A 17,767-nucleotide genomic window follows, 5' to 3' on the forward strand; every position below is an offset into this window, starting at 1 on the left:
CCTCCCCTGAAGGGGAGGGAGAAAGGGCAGGATGACTGGACTGGATGACACTACACGAAGGGCCGCCGAGGCCGCGGCGGCGCTGGAGGCGCTGAAGCAGCCGGCGGAGGAAGCGGCGAGCGCGATCGAGGCGGCGTTCGAGCGAGCGGGCGAGGGGCTGGTGCGATCGCTGGCGCGGGCGGCGGCGGACGGGGAGGTGACGCTGGCCGAGCTGGCGCGGGCGGTGATCGGGGCGGCCAATGCGGCGGGCGGACCCGGCGGTAATCTCGGGCAGGCGATCGCACAGGCGGCCGGGGCGCTATTCTCGGGCGCGCGGGCGGAGGGCGGGCCCGTATTGGCGGGCGGCGCCTATCTGGTCGGGGAACGAGGACCTGAGGTGTTTCGGCCGGCACAGTCGGGAACGGTCGAGGCGGCGGGCGCCGGTTCCGCCGTGACAGTCAATGTGAGGGTCGACGGCGGGCCGCAGGCGCTGCTTCGGTCGGAGGCGCAGATCGCGCAGATGCTGGCGAGAGCCGCCGCGCTGGGTGCGCGGCGGCTTTAAAAGTGCGCTATCGCGAACGACGCGGTCGCTCGCTGCTTGAGCGCCATGATCAGAAGTTGGCGAGCGGCTGGGGCGGCGGGCCGTAGGCGTTGTCGGCGCGATCGCCCTCGGTGACGCCGAGCCAGATGACAAAGGCGAAGTTGATCAGGAGGGCGAGGCCCCACAGGCCCATTGCGCCACCCAGGCCGGTGAGTACGCCGAAGTCGTTGTCGTAGCTCGCCGTGCTGACGATGCCGCCGATGAAGGCCATGGCGCTGAAGACCAGGGCTACGGCGTAGACGCCATAGGGCACCGCGGCGAGCCAGCCGGTCTTGCCCATGTCGTGCAGGCGTTTGGAGGCGACGCAGACGCCGCCGTAGATGCTGGCCAGCGAGACAACGAAGCCGATCAGGGGCAGCCAGCCCAGAACCACATTGGCGACGAACAGCGCGGCGATGCCGATCCAGTAGTCCTTGCGTCCGATCCGGCCCGATGCATTGAGGAACAGGGTGCGCCAGTCGAAGCTCGCGCCAGACCCTGCGACACCGGGGGTGTAGCCGGTCGCCGCGCTGGCCTGGGCCGTGATGAAGACCTGGGTCGCGGCGCCGTCGACGGGGACGAAGTCGACCTTCATTCCCGCCCGGATCGGCGTGAGCTGTTGCAGGTCTGAGCGGGAGAAGGCGTAGCGGGCGCCGTCGTCGCCACTGATCAGACCCGTACCGGGGCTGTCGTCATAGGTCAGGACTTCACCACGCACGCGCATTCTCCGTTTCAGTCAGCCCGTCGGGCTACAGGGTCTTGTCGGGATCAGTTGAAGACGGACGCGTTGTCGTCCGGATATTTCGGGTTCGGGCCGTGCGGGTTGGGTCCGCGTTTCGAGTCGGTGATGCCGATCCACAGCAGCCAGCCGATGTTGAGGATGACGCCAAGCAGAAGCGGCAGACCCATCGAGCTGAGCAGGCCCATGATGGCGGCCGGATCCTCGTTCTCGAGAGCGTTGGAATTCATGGCGATCTGGCCGAAGACGCTGCCGAAGCCGACGATCATGAGGACGATGTTGGCGGCGATGGGGGCGAGCACAAGCCAGCCGGAATAGCCCATGTCGTGAAGGCGCTTGGCCTGGATGGCGAACTGGGGCCACAGCAGAACGAGGCTGATGAGTATGCCGAGGAACGGGATCAGGCCGAGTACGAAGCCGCCGACGAACAGGATGGCCCAGCTGATCCAGAAGTGGGATCGGCGCAGGCGACCGTTGAAGCTGAACATGGCTGTGGCGAAGTCGTAGCCCGCTCCCGCTACCGGCCCGGAAGCCGCGTAGGACGGGGCCGACCCGTAGGCGCCTGACCCGAAGGACTGGGCGCCGCCGAACGATGACGCCGCGCCGCCGGCGAGGACCATCACGTCGCGCGCCTGACCGTCGAGGCCGAGAAAATCGACGCGATCGCCGACGCGGACCGGTCCGCGGGACGAGGCGCCGTCGAAGGCGTACCGCGAACCGTCGTCGCCCGAAATCAGACCCCCGCCCGTGGACGCGTCCACGCTGATGACTTCACCCTTCATAACCCGCTCCCCTGAGTTGCGGCGGCGAGCTTGGCCGAGCCGGGGCGCGTCGGCAAGCGTCGGTTTGTGAAGGTCAGGCGAAGATGTCGGCGGTCGAGCGTGTGGTGCGTCCGGGCACGGGGCCGTGCTTGTTGGGATAGGGCTGGGACGGCAGGACGGTGATGACGAGTGTGATCAGGCCTCCGACGTAGGGGATGAGGCCCAACAGCACCAGCCAGCCGGACAGGCCGACGTCGTGGAAACGGCGGATCAGGACGGAGAGGCCGGGCAGGAAAAGAGCGACGTAGACCAGAGCGGTCGCGATCATGACCACGCCGGCCATGATGGCGTAGCCGTCGCTGGATCCGCTGCTCATGGCGAAGGCGACGCTGACGCAGACGAGGCCAGTCAGGATGACGGCCTGAAACAGGACGAAGAACCAGTATTCCTTGCGCCGGGCGCGGCCGTATCCGTCGACGTAGCGGCGCAGGCAGCCGACGAAATAGCCCCACGGCGTCGTGCGGTCGGTGTCAGGGCCAAGCGGCGGATCGGGCGGGCGATGCCAGGTCGCAGCGAGATGGATAATGGCGGTCGCGCGATCGTCGACGGGAACGAAGTCAACGCGCATGCCAGGGACGAGGGCATCCGAAACGCGGGTCTGCCCGCGGTCGAAGGCGTAACGCCGGCCGTCATCGCCACTGATCAGACCATCGCCATAGCCGGTCAGTTCGAGAATCTCGCCGCGCACGCGCCAGCCCCTTCAGCGCGATCCCCCTGATCGCGGGGCGACCATGCCCGTCAGGGCGAACGCATTCAAGGAGATGAAATCCATGGCCTTTCACGAGGTGCGCCTGCCCGCACGGCTGGCGTTCGGATCAACGGGCGGGGTCGAGCGGCGGACGGAGATCGTCACGCTGGGCTCTGGCTTCGAGCGGCGGTCGACGCCGTGGGCGATGGGGCGCAGGCGCTATCTGATCGGGGCGAACCTGAGGTCGCTGGCGGACATGGCGGCGCTGACGGACTTCTTCGAGGCGCGCCGGGGGCGGTTGTACGGGTTCCGGTTCCGGGACTTCGCGGACTGGCGCTCGGGCGGACCGGGGCAGGCGGTGGAGCCGACGGATCAGGTGGTGGGTGACGGCGACGGCGCGCGGACGGTTTTCCAGCTGATCAGGCGATACGGCGAAGGCGTGGACGCGGTCGAGCGGACGATCGCCAAACCGGTTTCGGGGACAGTGCGGATGGCGATCGATGGCGTCGAGCTGGCGATCGGGGCCTTTGCGGTCGAGACGGCGACAGGTCGAGTGACGCTGGCGACGGCGCCGGCGGAGGGCGCGGTGGTGACGGCGGGGTTCGAGTTCGACACGCCGGTGCGCTTCGACGCGGACCGGATCGAGGTGACGCTGGAGAGCTTCGAGGCGGGTCGGATGGCGGCCGTGCCGCTGATCGAGGTGAGGGTCTAACTGTGCGCGACATACCGGAGGAGATGGCCGCCCGCATGGAGAGCGGGGCGGCGACGCTTTGCCATGCCTGGGTGCTGAGGCGGGCGGACGGCGTGGCGATGGGCTTCACCGATCACGACCGCGATCTGGATCTGGGCGAGGTCGTATGTCGCGCGGCGAGCGGGTGGACGGCTGGCGCGGCGGAAGGTGCGGTCGGGCTGGGCGCGGGGAGCGCGACGGTCGCGGGCGGGCTGGACGATGCGGCGATCGCAGACGCGGATGTCGAGGCCGGGCAGTACGACCGGGCCGGGGTCGAGCTGTGGCGCGTGGACTGGCGGTGGCCGGAGCTTCGGGTGCGGCTGTGGGTCGGGCGACTGGCGAAGATCCGGCGAGAGGGCGCGGGATTCAGCGCCGAGCTGGAAGGACCGCTTGCGAAGCTGGAGAGGGTGGTCGGACGAACCCTCGGGCGGGATTGCGACGCGGTGCTGGGCGACGGGCGGTGTCGGGTGGATGTCGAGGCGTTCCCGGGGACGGTTTGCGACAAGCGGTTTTCGACCTGCATCGGGACCTTTGCGAACGGCGCGAACTTTCAGGGCTTTCCGGACATTCCGGGCGACGATTTTCTGACGGCTGTTCCGGTCGAGGGCGGGCGGAACGACGGCGGGAGCCGGAGGTGAGCGCGGCGGTCGACGAGGCGCGGCGCTGGCTGGGGACGCCCTATCGGCATCAGGCGAGCCTGCAGGGCGTGGGGGCGGACTGTCTGGGGCTGGTGCGCGGCGTGTGGCGGGCGGTGATGGGTGAGGAGCCCGAGAGTCTGCCGCCGTACGCGCCGGACTGGGCCGAGGTCGGGGGCGAGGAGACGCTGCTGGAGGCGGCGCGGCGGTGGCTGGTGGAGATCCCGCTGGAGGCCGTCGGGCTGGGCGATGTGGTGCTGTTCCGGATGGCGGCGGGCGCACCGGCGAAGCATTGCGCCATCGTCAGCGAGACGGGCGGCGCAGGACGAATGATCCACGCCTACTGGGGCCGGGCGGTGGTCGAGAGCTGGATGGGCGAGTGGTGGCGCGGGCGGATGGTCGCCGCGTTCCGCTGGCCGACAGGAGGATAGATGGCGCAGGTGGTTCTGGGCGCGGTCGGCGCCGCAGTGGGCGGCCCGGTCGGACAGGTCATCGGATCGATGATCGGCAGCGCGATCGACCAGCGCGTGATCTCCAGCCTGCAGCCGGCGCGGCAGCGGGGGCCGAGACTGGACGGGTTGAAGATCCAGGGCACGGCGGAAGGCGCGCCGCTGGCCTGGGTCGCGGGGCGGGCGCGAGTGACCGGGCATGTGATCTGGGCGGCGCGGTTCCGGGAGAGCCGGACGACCTCGCGCGGCGGCAAGGGCGGGCCGAGGACAGTGGAGTACGGCTATTCGCTGAGCTTCGCCGTGGCCCTTTGCGAAGGCGAGATCGATGGGGTCGGTCGGGTGTGGGCCGACGGGCGGCCGATGGACCTGTCAGGGGTGACGATGCGGGTGCATCGCGGCGGCGGGGATCAAGCGCCGGATGCGACAATCGAGGCGGTGGAGGGCGATGCGCCGGCGTATCGCGGGGTCGCCTATGTGGTGTTCGAGGACCTGCCGCTGGCGCCCTATGGCAACCGGGTTCCGCAGTTGAGCTTCGAGGTCTTCCGGCGGGCGCGGGGCGAGGGGCGGCTGGAGGATCGGCTGGAGGGCGTGTGCCTGATCCCCGGCGCCGGCGAGTTCGTGCTGGCGACCGAGGCGGTGATGCGGCGCGAGGGCCTGACGCGATCGGCGGCGGAGAATGTGCACGCGGCGGGCGGGGCCACGGATCTGGTCGTGTCTCTGGACCAGTTGCAGGCGCAGGCGCCAAACCTGAAGCGGGTCAGTCTGGTGGTCGGCTGGTTCGGAGACGACGTACGGGCGGCGCACTGTCGGGTGCGGCCGGGCGTGGAGCGGAGAGACAAGCCGACAGAGCCGCTGGTCTGGTCGGCGGCCGGGCTGGGGCGCGGCGATGCGCATCTGATCAGCGAGAGCGGGGGTGGTCCGGCGTACGGCGGGACGCCCTCGGACGAAAGCGTGCGGCAGGCCGTGGTGGAGCTGAAGCGGCGCGGGCTTGAGGTGACGCTGTACCCGTTCGTGTTCATGGACTGCGAGGGCTATCCGTGGCGCGGTCGAGTAAGCGGTCGGGACGGTCCGCAAGCGGCGGCTGATGTGGCGGCGATGTTCGGAGCGGCGGACGGCTGGGGTCTGCGGCGGATGGCGCGGCACTATGCGGTGCTGGCGGCGGAGACGGGCGCGGATGGGCTGCTGATCGGGTCGGAGATGCGCGAGCTGACGTGGACGCGCGGGGCGGACAGCGGGTTTCCGGCGGTGGCGCAGTTCCGGGCGCTGGCGGCGGAGTGCCGGGCGATCGTCGGGCCGGATGTGAAGCTGTCCTATGCCGCGGACTGGTCGGAGTATTTCGGGTTCCAGCGGGACGGGGAACGGTTGTTTCACCTCGATCCGCTGTGGGCCGATGCGAACGTCGATTACGTGGGCATCGACTGGTATCCGCCGCTGGGGGACTGGCGTGGCGGAGACGGCGGACTCGACGCTGAGACTTATTCCGGCGCGGACGATCCTGACTATCTGGCGGCGCAGGTCGCGGGCGGCGAGGGGTTCGATTGGTACTATGCTTCGGATACCGATCGGGCGGCGCAGGTGCGGACGCCGATCGCGGACGGGGCGCACGGCGAGGACTGGGTGTTCCGGCCGAAAGACCTGAAGGGCTGGTGGTCGAACGCGCACCATGACCGGCCGGGCGGGGTGCGCAGCGGCACGCCGACGGCGTGGGTCCCCGGCATGAAGCCGATCCGGCTGACTGAGTTCGGATGCGCGGCTGTGGATCGCGGGGCCAATGCGCCGAACCTGTTTCAGGATCCGAAGAGTTCGGAGAATGCGCTGCCGCCGCACTCGACCGGGGCGCGGGACGACCGCATGCAGAGGCGGGCGCTGGAGGCGGTGCTGGGGCATTTCGCGGAGCCTGTGAACAATCCGGTGTCGGCGGTCTATGGCGAGCCGATGCTGGAGGCGGCGGACGCGTGGTGCTGGGATGCGAGGCCCTGGCCGGCGTTTCCCGGGCGATCCGAGGTCTGGGCTGACGCCAGTGCGTGGCGGTGTGGGCACTGGCTGAACGGGCGTCTGTCAGGTGAGGCGCGGGATCTGGTTGCGGAAATCCTGCGGCGCGGCGGGCTGGAGGACGATGAGTTCGCGATTGGAGCCGTGGGCGCCGAAGTGGCGGGCTATGTCATCGATCGACCGATGCGGACGCGGGATGCGCTGGAGCCCTTGTTGGGTGCGTTGGGTCTGACAGCGGCGGAGCGGGCCGGCAGGGTCGCGGTGTCGGGTGACGAAGCGGCGGTGCTGGAGCTTGCCGAAAAGGCGATGGCGCTGCCGGAGGAGGGCGGGAGCCTAAAGGCGGAGCGGGTGCTGGAAGCGCGGCCGGGTTCGGCGCGGGTGCGGTTCATTGACGGATATGACGACTACCAGACCGGCGCGGTGGTCGTGCGTGGAGACGGCGAGGGCGGCGGGGTCGATCTGGATGTACCGGCGGTCTGTTCCGGGGCGGTCGCGCGCGCGGCGGCGGAGCGGGCGCTGGAGGACGACGGCGAGCGGTTGACTGTTGCGCTGGGACCGCTTGAGGCGCTGCGACTGGAGCCGGGCGATGTGGTGACGGTTGAGGGGCAAGGGGGCGACTGGCGCGTGGCGCGGATCGATCTGGACGAGACGCCGACGGCGATGCTGGAGCCGGTGTCGGCCGTGGTGGTCGGCGAGGATCCGGGCGGGCCGGGCGCGGGGGAGACACCCTCGGTGTTCGGGACGCCGCTTTTCCGGATCATCGAGCTGCCGCCTCTGATCGGGAGCGAGGATGACGGACGGCCCATCGCGGTGGTCGCGGGCGAGCCGTGGCGGGCGGTGCGGCTGTGGGCCGGGCCCACGGCGGAGGCGCTGACCGTCCGGGGCGAGGCGCGGGAACCGGCAACGGTAGGGACGCTGGTCGAACCGTTGGCGCGCGGCGTGACCAGGCGCTGGGATGAGGCGAATGCGCTGATGATCCGTGTTGAAGGAGAGGCGCCGGAGACCCGGGCGGATACGGCGGTGTTCGCGGGTGGAAATGCTGTGGCCGTTGAGACGGCTGCGGGGTGGGAGGTGGTGCAATACCGGGCGGCGACGCTGATCTCGGCGGGGACATGGCGGCTGACCGGTCTGTTGAGAGCTCAACAAGGGACAGACGAGGCGCACGAGGCCGGCGCCGAGGCAGGCGCGCTGGCCGTACTGCTGGACGCGCAGGTGACGCGGGCGGAGCTGGCTACAAGTGAGCGCGGGCTGCCGCTGGTCTGGCGCGCGGCTCCGGCGGGCGAGCCTGCGGGCGGAGCGGGCGTGGCGGAGGTGATGTTTACGGCGGCCGGAGTGCAGGCGCGGCCTTGGGCGCCAGCGCACCTGCGAGCGAAGGCAAGGTTGGACGGCGGGCTGGACCTGAGCTGGGTGGCGCGCTCGCGGATCGACGGGGATCGCTGGGACGGCGAGCCGGCCGGGCGCGATCCTCTACGGTTTCGGGTACGGGTTTTGACCGGGGAGGCCGTGGTGCAGGCATGGGAGGTCGAGGGAACGGGAGCGATCTATCCCGCGGAGCAACTTTCGGCGGATTTCCCGGGCGGTGTTTCAGGGGCGATGGTCGATGTCGCACAATGGGGCGACGGTTATGGTTGGGGCTCCGAGACGCGACTGGCGCTGGGATAAGGTTGGCGGACCCGGCCGGATAGCCTAACTGACGCTCTGGACTTTTTGACGGAGCGAACTGGAACGTGGCGGGCGATCCCTACAAGGAACTGGGCGTTGCGCGCGGGGCGAGCCAGGACGAGATCAAGAAGGCGTTCCGCAAGCTCGCCAAGGAGCTGCATCCTGACAAGAACCCGGGCAATCGCGAGGCCGACGAGCGGTTCAAGCGGGTAACGGCGGCGTTCGACCTGCTGGGCGACGCCGAGAAGCGGGCCAAGTTTGACCGGGGCGAGATCGACGCCGACGGGCGCGAGCAGTTCCGGGGCGGCAATCCGTTCGGTCAGGGCGCGGGCGGCGGATTTGGATCGCGCGGCGGGCAGGCCGGCTTCGAGAACATCGATCTGGACGAACTGTTCGGCGGCATGTTTGGCGGTGGGGCGAGACCCGGCGGCGGGCGTGGCGGCTTTGGCGGCGGAAGCGTCGGCCGGGGTCAGGACGTCAAGGCAATGCTGGAGATCAGTCTGGAAGACTCGATCTCGGGTGCGACGCGGCGGATCCAGTTCTCGGACGGACGGACGCTGGACGTGGCCATCCCCAAGGGCGCGGGCGACGGGCAGACGATCCGCCTGAAGGGACAGGGCGCACCGGGTCGCGGCGGGCCCGCGGGGGATGCGCTGATCGAGCTGAAGGTCGCCAGGCATCCGGTGTTCACGCGGGATGGCGCGGACCTGACCATGGATCAGCCAGTGGCTCTGTATGACGCCGTGCTGGGCGGCAAGGTGCCGGTGCGGACGCCCGAAGGTACCGTCAGCCTGACCATTCCCAAGGGATCGAACTCGGGCAAGGTGATGCGACTGAAGGGACGCGGGGCGTTCCAGAACGGGCGACGTGGCGATCTGCTGGCGAAGCTTATGATCATGCTGCCGGAGGGCGACGACCGCCTGACACGGCTGGCGGAAACTGTGCGGGACGAAGGGCCGATCAAGCCCTTCCGGGACTGAGGCGAGAATGGCGAACAAGCCGAATGTGAAGCCCGCGCGGCCGTGGTTCTCGTCTGGGCCGACGGCCAAGCGCCCGGGCTGGTCAAGCCAGACGATCCCGCATGATCTTCTGGGGCGCGGCATCCGTGCTCCGGAGGTGGTGGAGCGGTTCGCCCACGGGCTGAGGCTGACGCGCGAACTGCTGCAGGTCCCGGACGACTGGGCGCTGGTCTATGTGCCGGGCTCGGACACGGGGGCGGTCGAGGCGGCCATGTGGTCGATGCTCGGCGAGCGGCCCGTGCAGGTGCTGGCGTTCGAGAACTTCGGCAAGGTGTGGGCGACCGACGCGGTCGAGCACCTGAAGCTGGAGCCGGAGGTGCTGACGGCGCCGTGGGGCCAGTTCCCGGACGTGTCCAGGGTCGACCCGAAGAAGGATGTAGTCTTTCCGTGGAATGGCACGACCTCGGGCGTACGGGCGCCGGGGTCGGACTGGATCGCGGCGGATCGCGAGGGGCTGGTGATCTGCGACGCAACCTCGGCCGCTTTCGCCATGGCCCTGCCTTTCGACAAGCTGGATGTCGTGACCTTCAGCTTCCAGAAGGCGTTGGGCGGCGAGGCCGGGCTGGGCGTGGCGGCGCTGTCGCCGCGGGCGATCCAGCGTTTGGATGATTATGAGCCGCCGCGGGCGGTTCCGAAGGTGCTGAGACTGAGAGACGGCAAGGGGTTTGATCGGACGCTGGCGACCGGATCGATGATCAACACCTTCAGCCTTTGGACGCTGGAAGACTGGATCGACGGGGTTGAGTGGGGGCTGTCGGTCGGCGGACTGGACGGGCTGATCGCGCGGACGGACGCGAACGCTGCGACGCTGGACGCATGGGTGCAGCGGACGGACTGGGTCGATTATCTGGCCGAGCCAGCGGTGCGGTCGACGACGTCGGTATGCCTGAAAATCGTCGATCCGCGCGTCGAGGCGATGGACGATGATGAGCGTCGCGAGGTGGTGACGCGGATGAAGGCTATGGTCGAGGACGAAGGCGCGGCCTTCGACATCGAGGGGCACCGGAATGCGCCTGCGGGGCTGCGCATCTGGTGCGGCTGCACCGTGGATGTCGCCGATGTCGAAGCGCTGACGCCATGGCTGGACTGGGCGTTCGCCACGGCGATGGCGGAATAATCCGGCCACGGCGGGACATCCGCCGATTCCCCGGCTATAGGCTGCGCCCGCATTCCGAAATCCCGGGCAGCGGAGACGAACCTTGGCGAACGTGGCGGTGGTCGGCGCCCAGTGGGGCGACGAGGGCAAGGGCAAGATCGTCGACTGGCTGTCGAACCGCGCCGATGTGATCGTGCGGTTCCAAGGCGGCCACAACGCGGGCCATACGCTGGTCGTAGACGGCAAGGTCTACAAGCTGGCGCTGCTGCCGTCGGGCGTGGTGCAGGGCAAGCCTTCGATCATCGGCAACGGCGTGGTGGTCGATCCGTGGCACCTGATCGGCGAGATCGAGAAGATCACGGCGCAGGGCGTGGCGATCACGCCGGACATCCTGACCATCGCGGACAACGCCTGTTTGATCCTGCCGATCCACCCGGCGCTGGATGTGGCGCGTGAGGCGGCGGCGAGCGCACCGGGGGCCAGGATCGGCACGACCGGGCGGGGCATCGGTCCGGCCTATGAGGACAAGGTGGGGCGCCGGGCGATCCGGGTCTGCGATCTGGCCAATGCCGATGATCTGAAGATCAAGATCGATCGGTTGCGGTCGCATCACGATCCTTTGCGGGCGGGGCTGGGGTTGGAGCCGATCGATCCGGAGGCGCTGCTGGCGCAACTGCTGGAGATCGCGCCGCAGATCCTGCCCTACGTGAAGCCGGCGTGGCGGGTGCTGGATCAGGCCCAGAAGGCGGGCAAGCGGGTATTGTTCGAGGGCGCGCAGGGCGCGTTTCTGGACGTCGACCACGGCACCTATCCCTATGTGACCAGCTCGAACACGGTCGCTGGACAGGCGGCGGCCGGCTCCGGGCTTGGGCCGCGGGGCGTCGGCTACGTGCTGGGGATCGTGAAGGCCTACACCACGCGGGTGGGCGAGGGGCCCTTCGCCTGCGAGCTGAACGACGCGGTCGGAGAGCATCTGGCGACCGTGGGGCGTGAGGTCGGGGTCAACACCGGGCGGGCGCGTCGGTGCGGCTGGTTCGATGCGGTGCTGGTGCGGCAGTCCGTGGCGATCAACGGCATCGACGGGATCGCGCTGACGAAGCTCGACGTGCTGGACGGGCTGGAAACGCTGAAGATTTGCGTGGGCTATCGGGTGAACGGCGAGGTGCTGGATTATCTGCCCTCGAGCCTTAAGGATCAGGCGGCCGCCGAGCCGGTGTTCGAGGAGCTGGAAGGCTGGAGCGAGAGCACCGCCGGGTCGCGCAGCTTCAAGGACATCAACGCCAATGCGATCAAATATGTGCGCCGGATCGAGGAGTTGATCGGCGCGCCTGTCGCATTGCTGTCGACCAGCCCGGAACGGGACGACACCATCCTGATGCGGGATCCCTTCCAGGGTTAACGGGTCAACCGGCCTTTAACGGTCACGGGCTATGATTTCGGCAGGTCCCGGAGGAAAGCCGGACGCCGCCGGAGAACGACCCTTGTTCGCCATGGATCGCCGCCTTGTCGCGAAGATCGAACCGACGATCCGCCGTGTGCTGATCGTCGATCCGAATCCGCATGGGGCCAAGCTGCTGCTCGACATCATGAAGGGCATGGGATCGCGCGATGTCGCGATCGAGCCGGACGAGGGGCGGGCTATGCGCATGGCGACCTCGCTGGAGCCCAGTCTGGTGTTCACCGAGTATTCGGGACCGGACCTGAATGGCGAGAGCCTGACGCGGTCGCTGCGCCGCTCGGTGCTGGCCTGTCGGCGGGCGCCGATCATCATGGTCACAGCGGAAGCGACCGCGACGACGATCAAGGCCGCTCGCGACGCGGGCGTTCACGAGTTCCTGAGAAAGCCCTTCACCAGCTCCGACCTGTTCAGGCGTGTCGAGAACGTGGCGCTGAAGCCGCGCGACTGGATCGAGGGCGTGGGCTATGTCGGGCCGGATCGCCGACGGTTCAACTCAGGCGAATACAACGGGCCGGCCAAGCGCAAGAACGATCGGAACAGCTCTGCGGGCGAGATGGTCGCCAATACGCGCGATCAGGCGATGCGCATTCTGACCGCCGCGCTTGACCAGTTCGACGCAGATCCGGCGCAGGCCGTGCGGGCCGTGCGTGAGCAGGCCGCGCAGCTGAAGGCGCTGGCGATGAAGACGGCCGACAGCCAGCTGGCCGTCGCCGTTGGCGCTCTTGAGGTGTCGATGGCGTCCGGGACGGTGACGCGGGATATCCTGACCGCCCCGATCCAGGGTTTGCTGGCGCTCTATCCGGTGGAACAGCTGAAACGCGCCGGCTGACGCCTGACCGAAGTCAGGCGTCGACCAGATTGCGTTCCTCGGCAGCGGCGCGCATCGCCTTTTGCAGCTTTTCGAAAGCCCGGACCTCGATCTGACGAACGCGCTCGCGCGAGACGCCGTACTGGCCGGCCAGCTCTTCAAGCGTGACCGGATCGTCCTTGAGACGGCGCTCGGTCAGGATGTGCTTCTCACGGTCAGTCAGCTCCTCCATGGCCTCTTGCAGAAGGCTCATGCGGATCGACTTTTCCTCGTCGTTGGCCAGCTGGGTCTCTTGCGAGACGGCCGTGTCGTCGGCGAGCCAGTCCTGCCATTCGCTTTCACCGTCAGCGCGGAGGGGCGCGTTCAGTGAGGCGTCGCCGCCGAGACGGCGGTTCATGTTGGTCACTTCCTCTTCCGACACGCCAAGCTTGGTGGCGATGGCGGAGAGGTGTTCGGGATGCAGGTCGCCTTCCTCGAAGGCCGAGATCTGGCTCTTGGCCTTGCGAAGGTTGAAGAACAGCTTCTTCTGCGCGGCGGTCGTGCCCATCTTCACGAGCGACCAGCTGCGCAGGATGTATTCCTGGATGGACGCGCGGATCCACCACATGGCGTAGGTCGCCAAGCGGAAGCCCTTGTCCGGATCGAATTTCTTGACCGCCTGCATCAGGCCGACGTTGCCCTCTGAGATCACCTCGCCGATCGGCAGGCCGTAGCCGCGATACCCCATGGCGATCTTGGCCACGAGACGAAGGTGAGAGGTCACGAGGCGGTGCGCGGCCTCAGGGTCCTGGTGCTCGGTCCAACGCTTGGCGAGCATGAACTCCTCGTCCTTCGCCAGCATCGGAAACTTGCGGATTTCAGTAAGATAGCGCGACAGTCCCTGTTCAGGCGACATTACCGCGAGCGTGCTGTTAGCCATTAGTCTGGTCCCTCCGACCGTATCAAACGAGCGGGTCCAACGGAGACGGCCACGATATGTGCGCCGACGCCTCACCCCTCAATGATGCAAATAGGAACGGGTTTCCGACTTCGTCAGAGGCGGATCGTCACACGAAAGCGTGACCGTTGCCCGGGCGCCACTTGCACCAAACGAGAGCTCATATAGTCCAGAGTGGGTCTTTAATCAAGACTTACTCGCTTTGACCATCTCCTGCTGCGCGCTATGACACCGGTAGACAATCGGGAGGCGGGCATGGCGCGGATTTCACGGCGGGAGGCGATAGCGGTCGCCGGAGGACTGGCGGGATCAGCGTTGATCGGAGACGTGGCCAAAGCGGCGGAAAGCGTTGAGCGCTGGGGCCTGCACGAAATTGCTCTGGAGGGGCCCAAGGAAGGCAATCCCTTCGCCGATATCGAGGTGAGCGCCCGGTTCACGCAGGGCCGAACAGCGATCGAGACGCCGGGCTTCTACGACGGCGACGGCGTGTATCGCGTCCGTTTCTCCCCGCCGGATACAGGAGAATGGAGATGGACGACGCAGAGCAACGCCCCGCTGATGAACGGGCGTGAAGGCCGTTTCACGGTTACGGCGCCATCGAACGGCAACCACGGCCCCGTTTCGGTGGTCGGCTATCACTTTGCCCATGCGGACGGGACGCCGTTCCGTCAGATCGGCACAACCAGCTATGGCTGGACCCATCAGCCGGAGGCCATGCGCCGGCTGACGCTGGAGACGATGCGGCGGGCGCCGTTCAACAAGATGCGGATGGCGGTGTTTCCCAACGCATCGCTGAAAACCAACGTCGGACCTCTGCCCTTCGCGCGAACGGGAGAAGCGGACAGGGACTGGGATGCGTCACGCTTCGATCCCGCCTTCTTCCAGCGACTGGAGGCGTCGGTGGCGGCCTTGGGCGCGTTGGGGGTTCAGGCGGATGTGATCCTGTTCCATCCCTATGACGGCAAGTACGGTTTCGACGAGATGAGCGCGGCGGTAGACGAGGCCTACCTGCGCTATGTGGTGGCGAGGCTGGCGGCGTACCGGAACGTCTGGTGGTCGCTGGCCAATGAATTCGATATTCTGAAAACCAAGACCGAGGCGGACTGGGATCGGCTGTTCCAGATCGTGCGCGAGGCCGATCCCTATGGGCGGCCGAGGTCGATCCACAACTGGCGGACGCTGTACGACAACGGCAAGCCGTGGGTGACGCACTCCAGCATCCAGAACGGCTCGGCGGTGCTGGATGACGCTCGGGCGGAGACCTATCGCAGCGTCTGGAAGAAGGCCGTGATCTTTGACGAGGTTTGCTACGAAGGCTCGCTGAACGAGCGTTGGGGCGACCTGACAGGTCCGGAAATGGTCAGGGCGTTCTGGCACGGGCTGATCGCCGGGACCTATGTCGGCCATAGCGAATGCCTGCCGACCGAGCCCGGCGGTGGCTTCTGGCTGGGTGAGGGCGGCGAGCTGAGAGGCGAGAGCGCGCCCCGGCTGGCGTTCCTGAAGTCGATCATGGAGGCGGGGCCGACGCCTGGAATCGAGCCGATCGACAAATGGTGGGAACAGCACCTGGGCGGCGTCCCGGGCCGGTATTACCTGCGATATTTCGGGGACGAGGCGCCGACGGAATGGGCGGTCGACCTGCCGCGCGACGACCTGACAGGCGGGGAGCGGTTCAAGGTCGACTTGATCGACACATGGAACATGACGATCGAACCGGTTCCCGGTGAGTTCGTCATGCGACAGAAGCCGAATACCCGGTACTTTTTCAGCGACCCGGAGCGGCCCACAATCGCCCTTCCCGCACGACAGTGGATGGCTGTCCGGGTGACGCGGGTGGAAAACGGCTGATCAGCCGGGCACGCGCATCGTCCCATGCCCGGGCGTCGCCGTCGCGCTTCTCGGGGTGGACACCTTGCAGGTCGCGGATTTCCTCGGCGATGTCCGCAGGATTGCCGGCGTAGGGTGGCAGGCCTTCCGCAGCGGAGAAGGCCATGACGGCCGAGGCGTCCTGAGCCTCTGGATTGGGTGCGGCTTCGACGGTGACGCGACCGCCGGCCCAACGGATGGCGTTGACGATCTGGTCGTGAAAGCGGGGATCGGCCCAGGTCGACGGTGTATGGCCGAGGTTGGTGTAGAAGAGCCGCCCCTGACCGATCTGGCGGATCCATGTGACGGGAACTGGGTAGGGCCGACGGAGCGGGCCGTAACCCATGTCGAGCGTCTGGAGCACGCGTACGCGCGACGGGTCGAATCCCGCGTATTGATAAATCTCCTCGGCGAACCGCGTCCCGTTCGGCCAGCTTGTGGCGAGCCCGACTGGCGGTCCCATCGTCGACAGGCGAATGGGCGTCCCTTCGGTCCACGGATGACCGTCGAAGCGACCACCCAGGAAGGCAGTCCAGGCGGCCTCTCCCCCCTCGAACGCGAGCGAGGTGTCGGCTGCGCTGTGGATGCCGACGAAGCCGCCACGCCCGCTCTCGATCCAGGCGACGATGGCGTCCCATGTGGCCCGATCGATTGGCAGCGCGCCGGTCGTGCTGAAGATCAGGACATCCAGTTGTGCAAGTCGCGCAGGCGTGATGTCGCGGGCGTCCTGCGTCAGCTCGAGCGTGAAGGCGCCGCTATCTCGCGCCATATCCTGCAAGGCGATCTCGGACAGGGACAAGCCGCCCTCTGGCCGACGGACCGTCTCGTGGACGAAGCCCACGGACTGCGAAAGGTAGAGCGCCCGGATGGGCTCCGCAGCGGCCGAGGTCGGCCCAGTCATGACGAGGAGAAAGCCGATAAGGACGAGAGTCGCAAACGGGAGCCTAGAGACCGAGGATCGTTCGGTAGGTCGGGTGAACCACATCGGCGTGCTCCGGGTGCTTCTGCAGATATGCGGAGAAGAAGGGGCATACCGGCAGGATGAGCAAGCCCCGGCCGCGCGCGTCGTCGATCACGTGCCTTGCCAGTCGACTGGCGATGCCCTTCCCCTCAAGCGCTTCCGGCACGAGCGTTTCGGTGATCATCAGGTTGGGGTCGGAGAGGTTGTAGGTCACGATCGCCATCTGGTCGCCGATGGCCAGTTCGTAGCGGTGGGCCTCTGTGTCGTTGCGAATGTCGGAATCGGTCATGGGTGTTTCTCAGAGTTCAGCAAGCAGGTGTTCGAGGTCGCGCATGTCGGCTGGCGGCGCGGTTTCAAACCGCAGACTCTGGCCGGTGACGGGATGAACGAAGCCCAGCACGGCGGCGTGGAGGGCCTGACGTGTCAGGCCGGCCTCGGCGATCGCGGTGCGCACCGGGATCGACGGGCTGCCTGAGCCGTAGACCGGGTCGCCGAGGATAGGTGCGCCTCTGGACGCCAGATGGACGCGGATCTGGTGGGTCCGGCCCGTATGCAGGGTGCAGGCGACGCGTGCGGCCAGCGGTGGACCTCCGGCGCGCGCGGGCTGGCCGAAGGTCTGCTGGACGACATAGTCTGTTATCGCCTGCCGTCCGCCGGAGCGGAGGACCGCCATTTTCTTGCGATCCGAGGATGAGCGGCCGATCAGGGTTTCGATGCGACCCTTCGCAGGATCGGGCGCACCGCGGGTCAGCGCGATGTAGGTGCGTTCGATGTCGTGGGTCGCAAACAGCGCGGACAGGCCGGCATGGGCGCGATCCGACTTCGCGGCGACCATGACGCCGGATGTATCCTTGTCCAAACGGTGGACGATGCCGGGACGGGCGACGCCGCCGATGCCGGACAGACTGTCGCCGCAGTGGGCCAGCAGGGCATTGACGAGGGTGCCGGTCTCATTGCCCGGCGCGGGATGCGCGGCCATACCGGCGGGTTTGTCGAGCACAATCAGGTCTGTGTCCTCGAACAGAACCGTCAGCGAGATGTTTTCAGGCTGCGGATCGGCGGGCGCAACCGGCGGGATAGCGACCTGATAGAGGCCGGGCAGGGCCTTCGATGAGCCGGAGCTGACCGGCTGGTCGTCGCGGGTCACCGCGCCTTCGACGATAAGAGCCTGAAGTCGGGCGCGTGACAGCTCGGGGAAGGCCTTGGTGAGCGCCTTGTCGACGCGAACGCCAGCTTCGTCGATGCGCGCGGTGAGGACCGTTGCATCGTCCTCGTCAGTCATGATCGGTTCATCTGACACGTGTCGATCTAGCACGTAGCGTAGCCGTGGGGACAAGGGTCCATGC

The 17,767-nt window shown here is 67.8% G+C and carries 17 protein-coding genes; 10 read left to right on the forward strand and 7 right to left on the reverse strand.

Annotated elements, in window-relative coordinates:
• Positions 1-31: 31 nt before the first annotated feature.
• On the forward strand, positions 32-541 hold the full coding sequence (locus ACIQC9_RS02085) for a phage tail tape measure protein (RefSeq protein ID WP_400611956.1): 510 nt from the start codon (positions 32-34) through the stop codon (positions 539-541).
• A gap of 49 nt (positions 542-590) precedes the next feature.
• Here the strand turns inward: ACIQC9_RS02085 and ACIQC9_RS02090 are convergent, their stop codons facing one another.
• The 3 genes from ACIQC9_RS02090 to ACIQC9_RS02100 form a co-directional block, all read right to left on the reverse strand.
• Complete coding sequence (locus ACIQC9_RS02090) at positions 591-1,277, reverse strand: DUF805 domain-containing protein (protein WP_400611957.1); 687 nt, start codon at positions 1,275-1,277, stop codon at positions 591-593.
• Positions 1,278-1,327: 50 nt separating this feature from the next.
• Positions 1,328-2,080 (reverse strand): DUF805 domain-containing protein, encoded by a 753-nt coding sequence (locus ACIQC9_RS02095; RefSeq protein WP_400611958.1) that lies wholly within the window; start codon positions 2,078-2,080, stop codon positions 1,328-1,330.
• A gap of 73 nt (positions 2,081-2,153) precedes the next feature.
• Entirely contained in the window at positions 2,154-2,807 is a 654-nt protein-coding gene (locus tag ACIQC9_RS02100) for a DUF805 domain-containing protein (protein WP_400611959.1), read from the reverse strand.
• Positions 2,808-2,889: 82 nt separating this feature from the next.
• On the opposite strand from ACIQC9_RS02100, the gene ACIQC9_RS02105 reads away from it, so the two are divergent.
• From ACIQC9_RS02105 to ACIQC9_RS02140, 8 genes are all read left to right on the forward strand, one after another.
• Entirely contained in the window at positions 2,890-3,519 is a 630-nt protein-coding gene (locus ACIQC9_RS02105; protein ID WP_400611960.1) for a TIGR02217 family protein, read from the forward strand.
• A 2-nt stretch (positions 3,520-3,521) separates the two neighbouring features.
• Positions 3,522-4,175: a DUF2163 domain-containing protein gene (locus ACIQC9_RS02110; protein ID WP_400611961.1), complete on the forward strand. Its 654-nt coding sequence runs from the start codon at positions 3,522-3,524 to the stop codon at positions 4,173-4,175.
• Complete coding sequence (locus tag ACIQC9_RS02115; protein ID WP_400611962.1) at positions 4,172-4,603, forward strand: NlpC/P60 family protein; 432 nt, start codon at positions 4,172-4,174, stop codon at positions 4,601-4,603. The genes ACIQC9_RS02110 and ACIQC9_RS02115 overlap by 4 nt, the downstream gene beginning before the upstream one ends.
• Positions 4,604-8,275, forward strand: coding sequence for a glycoside hydrolase/phage tail family protein (locus ACIQC9_RS02120; protein ID WP_400611963.1), 3,672 nt, complete (start codon positions 4,604-4,606; stop codon positions 8,273-8,275).
• A gap of 65 nt (positions 8,276-8,340) precedes the next feature.
• Positions 8,341-9,255: a DnaJ C-terminal domain-containing protein gene (locus ACIQC9_RS02125; protein ID WP_400611964.1), complete on the forward strand. Its 915-nt coding sequence runs from the start codon at positions 8,341-8,343 to the stop codon at positions 9,253-9,255.
• A gap of 7 nt (positions 9,256-9,262) precedes the next feature.
• Positions 9,263-10,411, forward strand: a complete 1,149-nt coding sequence (locus ACIQC9_RS02130; RefSeq protein WP_400611965.1) for a phosphoserine transaminase — start codon at positions 9,263-9,265, stop codon at positions 10,409-10,411.
• Between the two features lie 82 nt (positions 10,412-10,493).
• The gene (locus tag ACIQC9_RS02135; RefSeq protein ID WP_400611966.1) at positions 10,494-11,789 is read left to right on the forward strand and encodes an adenylosuccinate synthase; all 1,296 of its coding nucleotides are present in this window, start codon (positions 10,494-10,496) and stop codon (positions 11,787-11,789) included.
• Positions 11,790-11,880: 91 nt separating this feature from the next.
• The gene (locus tag ACIQC9_RS02140) at positions 11,881-12,678 is read left to right on the forward strand and encodes a PleD family two-component system response regulator (RefSeq protein ID WP_400615354.1); all 798 of its coding nucleotides are present in this window, start codon (positions 11,881-11,883) and stop codon (positions 12,676-12,678) included.
• Between the two features lie 13 nt (positions 12,679-12,691).
• On the opposite strand, the gene rpoH is transcribed toward ACIQC9_RS02140, so the two are convergent.
• Complete coding sequence (gene rpoH / locus ACIQC9_RS02145; RefSeq protein WP_400611967.1) at positions 12,692-13,576, reverse strand: RNA polymerase sigma factor RpoH; 885 nt, start codon at positions 13,574-13,576, stop codon at positions 12,692-12,694.
• A gap of 273 nt (positions 13,577-13,849) precedes the next feature.
• Between rpoH and ACIQC9_RS02150 the strand changes: the two genes are divergently transcribed.
• Positions 13,850-15,442 (forward strand): DUF5605 domain-containing protein, encoded by a 1,593-nt coding sequence (locus ACIQC9_RS02150; protein WP_400611968.1) that lies wholly within the window; start codon positions 13,850-13,852, stop codon positions 15,440-15,442.
• On the opposite strand, the gene ACIQC9_RS02155 is transcribed toward ACIQC9_RS02150, so the two are convergent.
• The 3 genes from ACIQC9_RS02155 to ACIQC9_RS02165 are packed head-to-tail and all read right to left on the reverse strand — an operon-like array spanning position 15,360 to position 17,703.
• The gene (locus tag ACIQC9_RS02155) at positions 15,360-16,361 is read right to left on the reverse strand and encodes a ThuA domain-containing protein (RefSeq protein ID WP_400611969.1); all 1,002 of its coding nucleotides are present in this window, start codon (positions 16,359-16,361) and stop codon (positions 15,360-15,362) included. The genes ACIQC9_RS02150 and ACIQC9_RS02155 overlap by 83 nt on opposite strands.
• 43 nt (positions 16,362-16,404) lie before the next feature.
• The gene (locus tag ACIQC9_RS02160) at positions 16,405-16,710 is read right to left on the reverse strand and encodes a GNAT family N-acetyltransferase (protein ID WP_400611970.1); all 306 of its coding nucleotides are present in this window, start codon (positions 16,708-16,710) and stop codon (positions 16,405-16,407) included.
• A gap of 9 nt (positions 16,711-16,719) precedes the next feature.
• On the reverse strand, positions 16,720-17,703 hold the full coding sequence (locus tag ACIQC9_RS02165) for an RluA family pseudouridine synthase (protein ID WP_400611971.1): 984 nt from the start codon (positions 17,701-17,703) through the stop codon (positions 16,720-16,722).
• Positions 17,704-17,767: the final 64 nt, after the last annotated feature.

It is taken from the genome of Brevundimonas sp. NPDC092305 (assembly GCF_044755415.1).
Taxonomy (GTDB): domain Bacteria; phylum Pseudomonadota; class Alphaproteobacteria; order Caulobacterales; family Caulobacteraceae; genus Brevundimonas.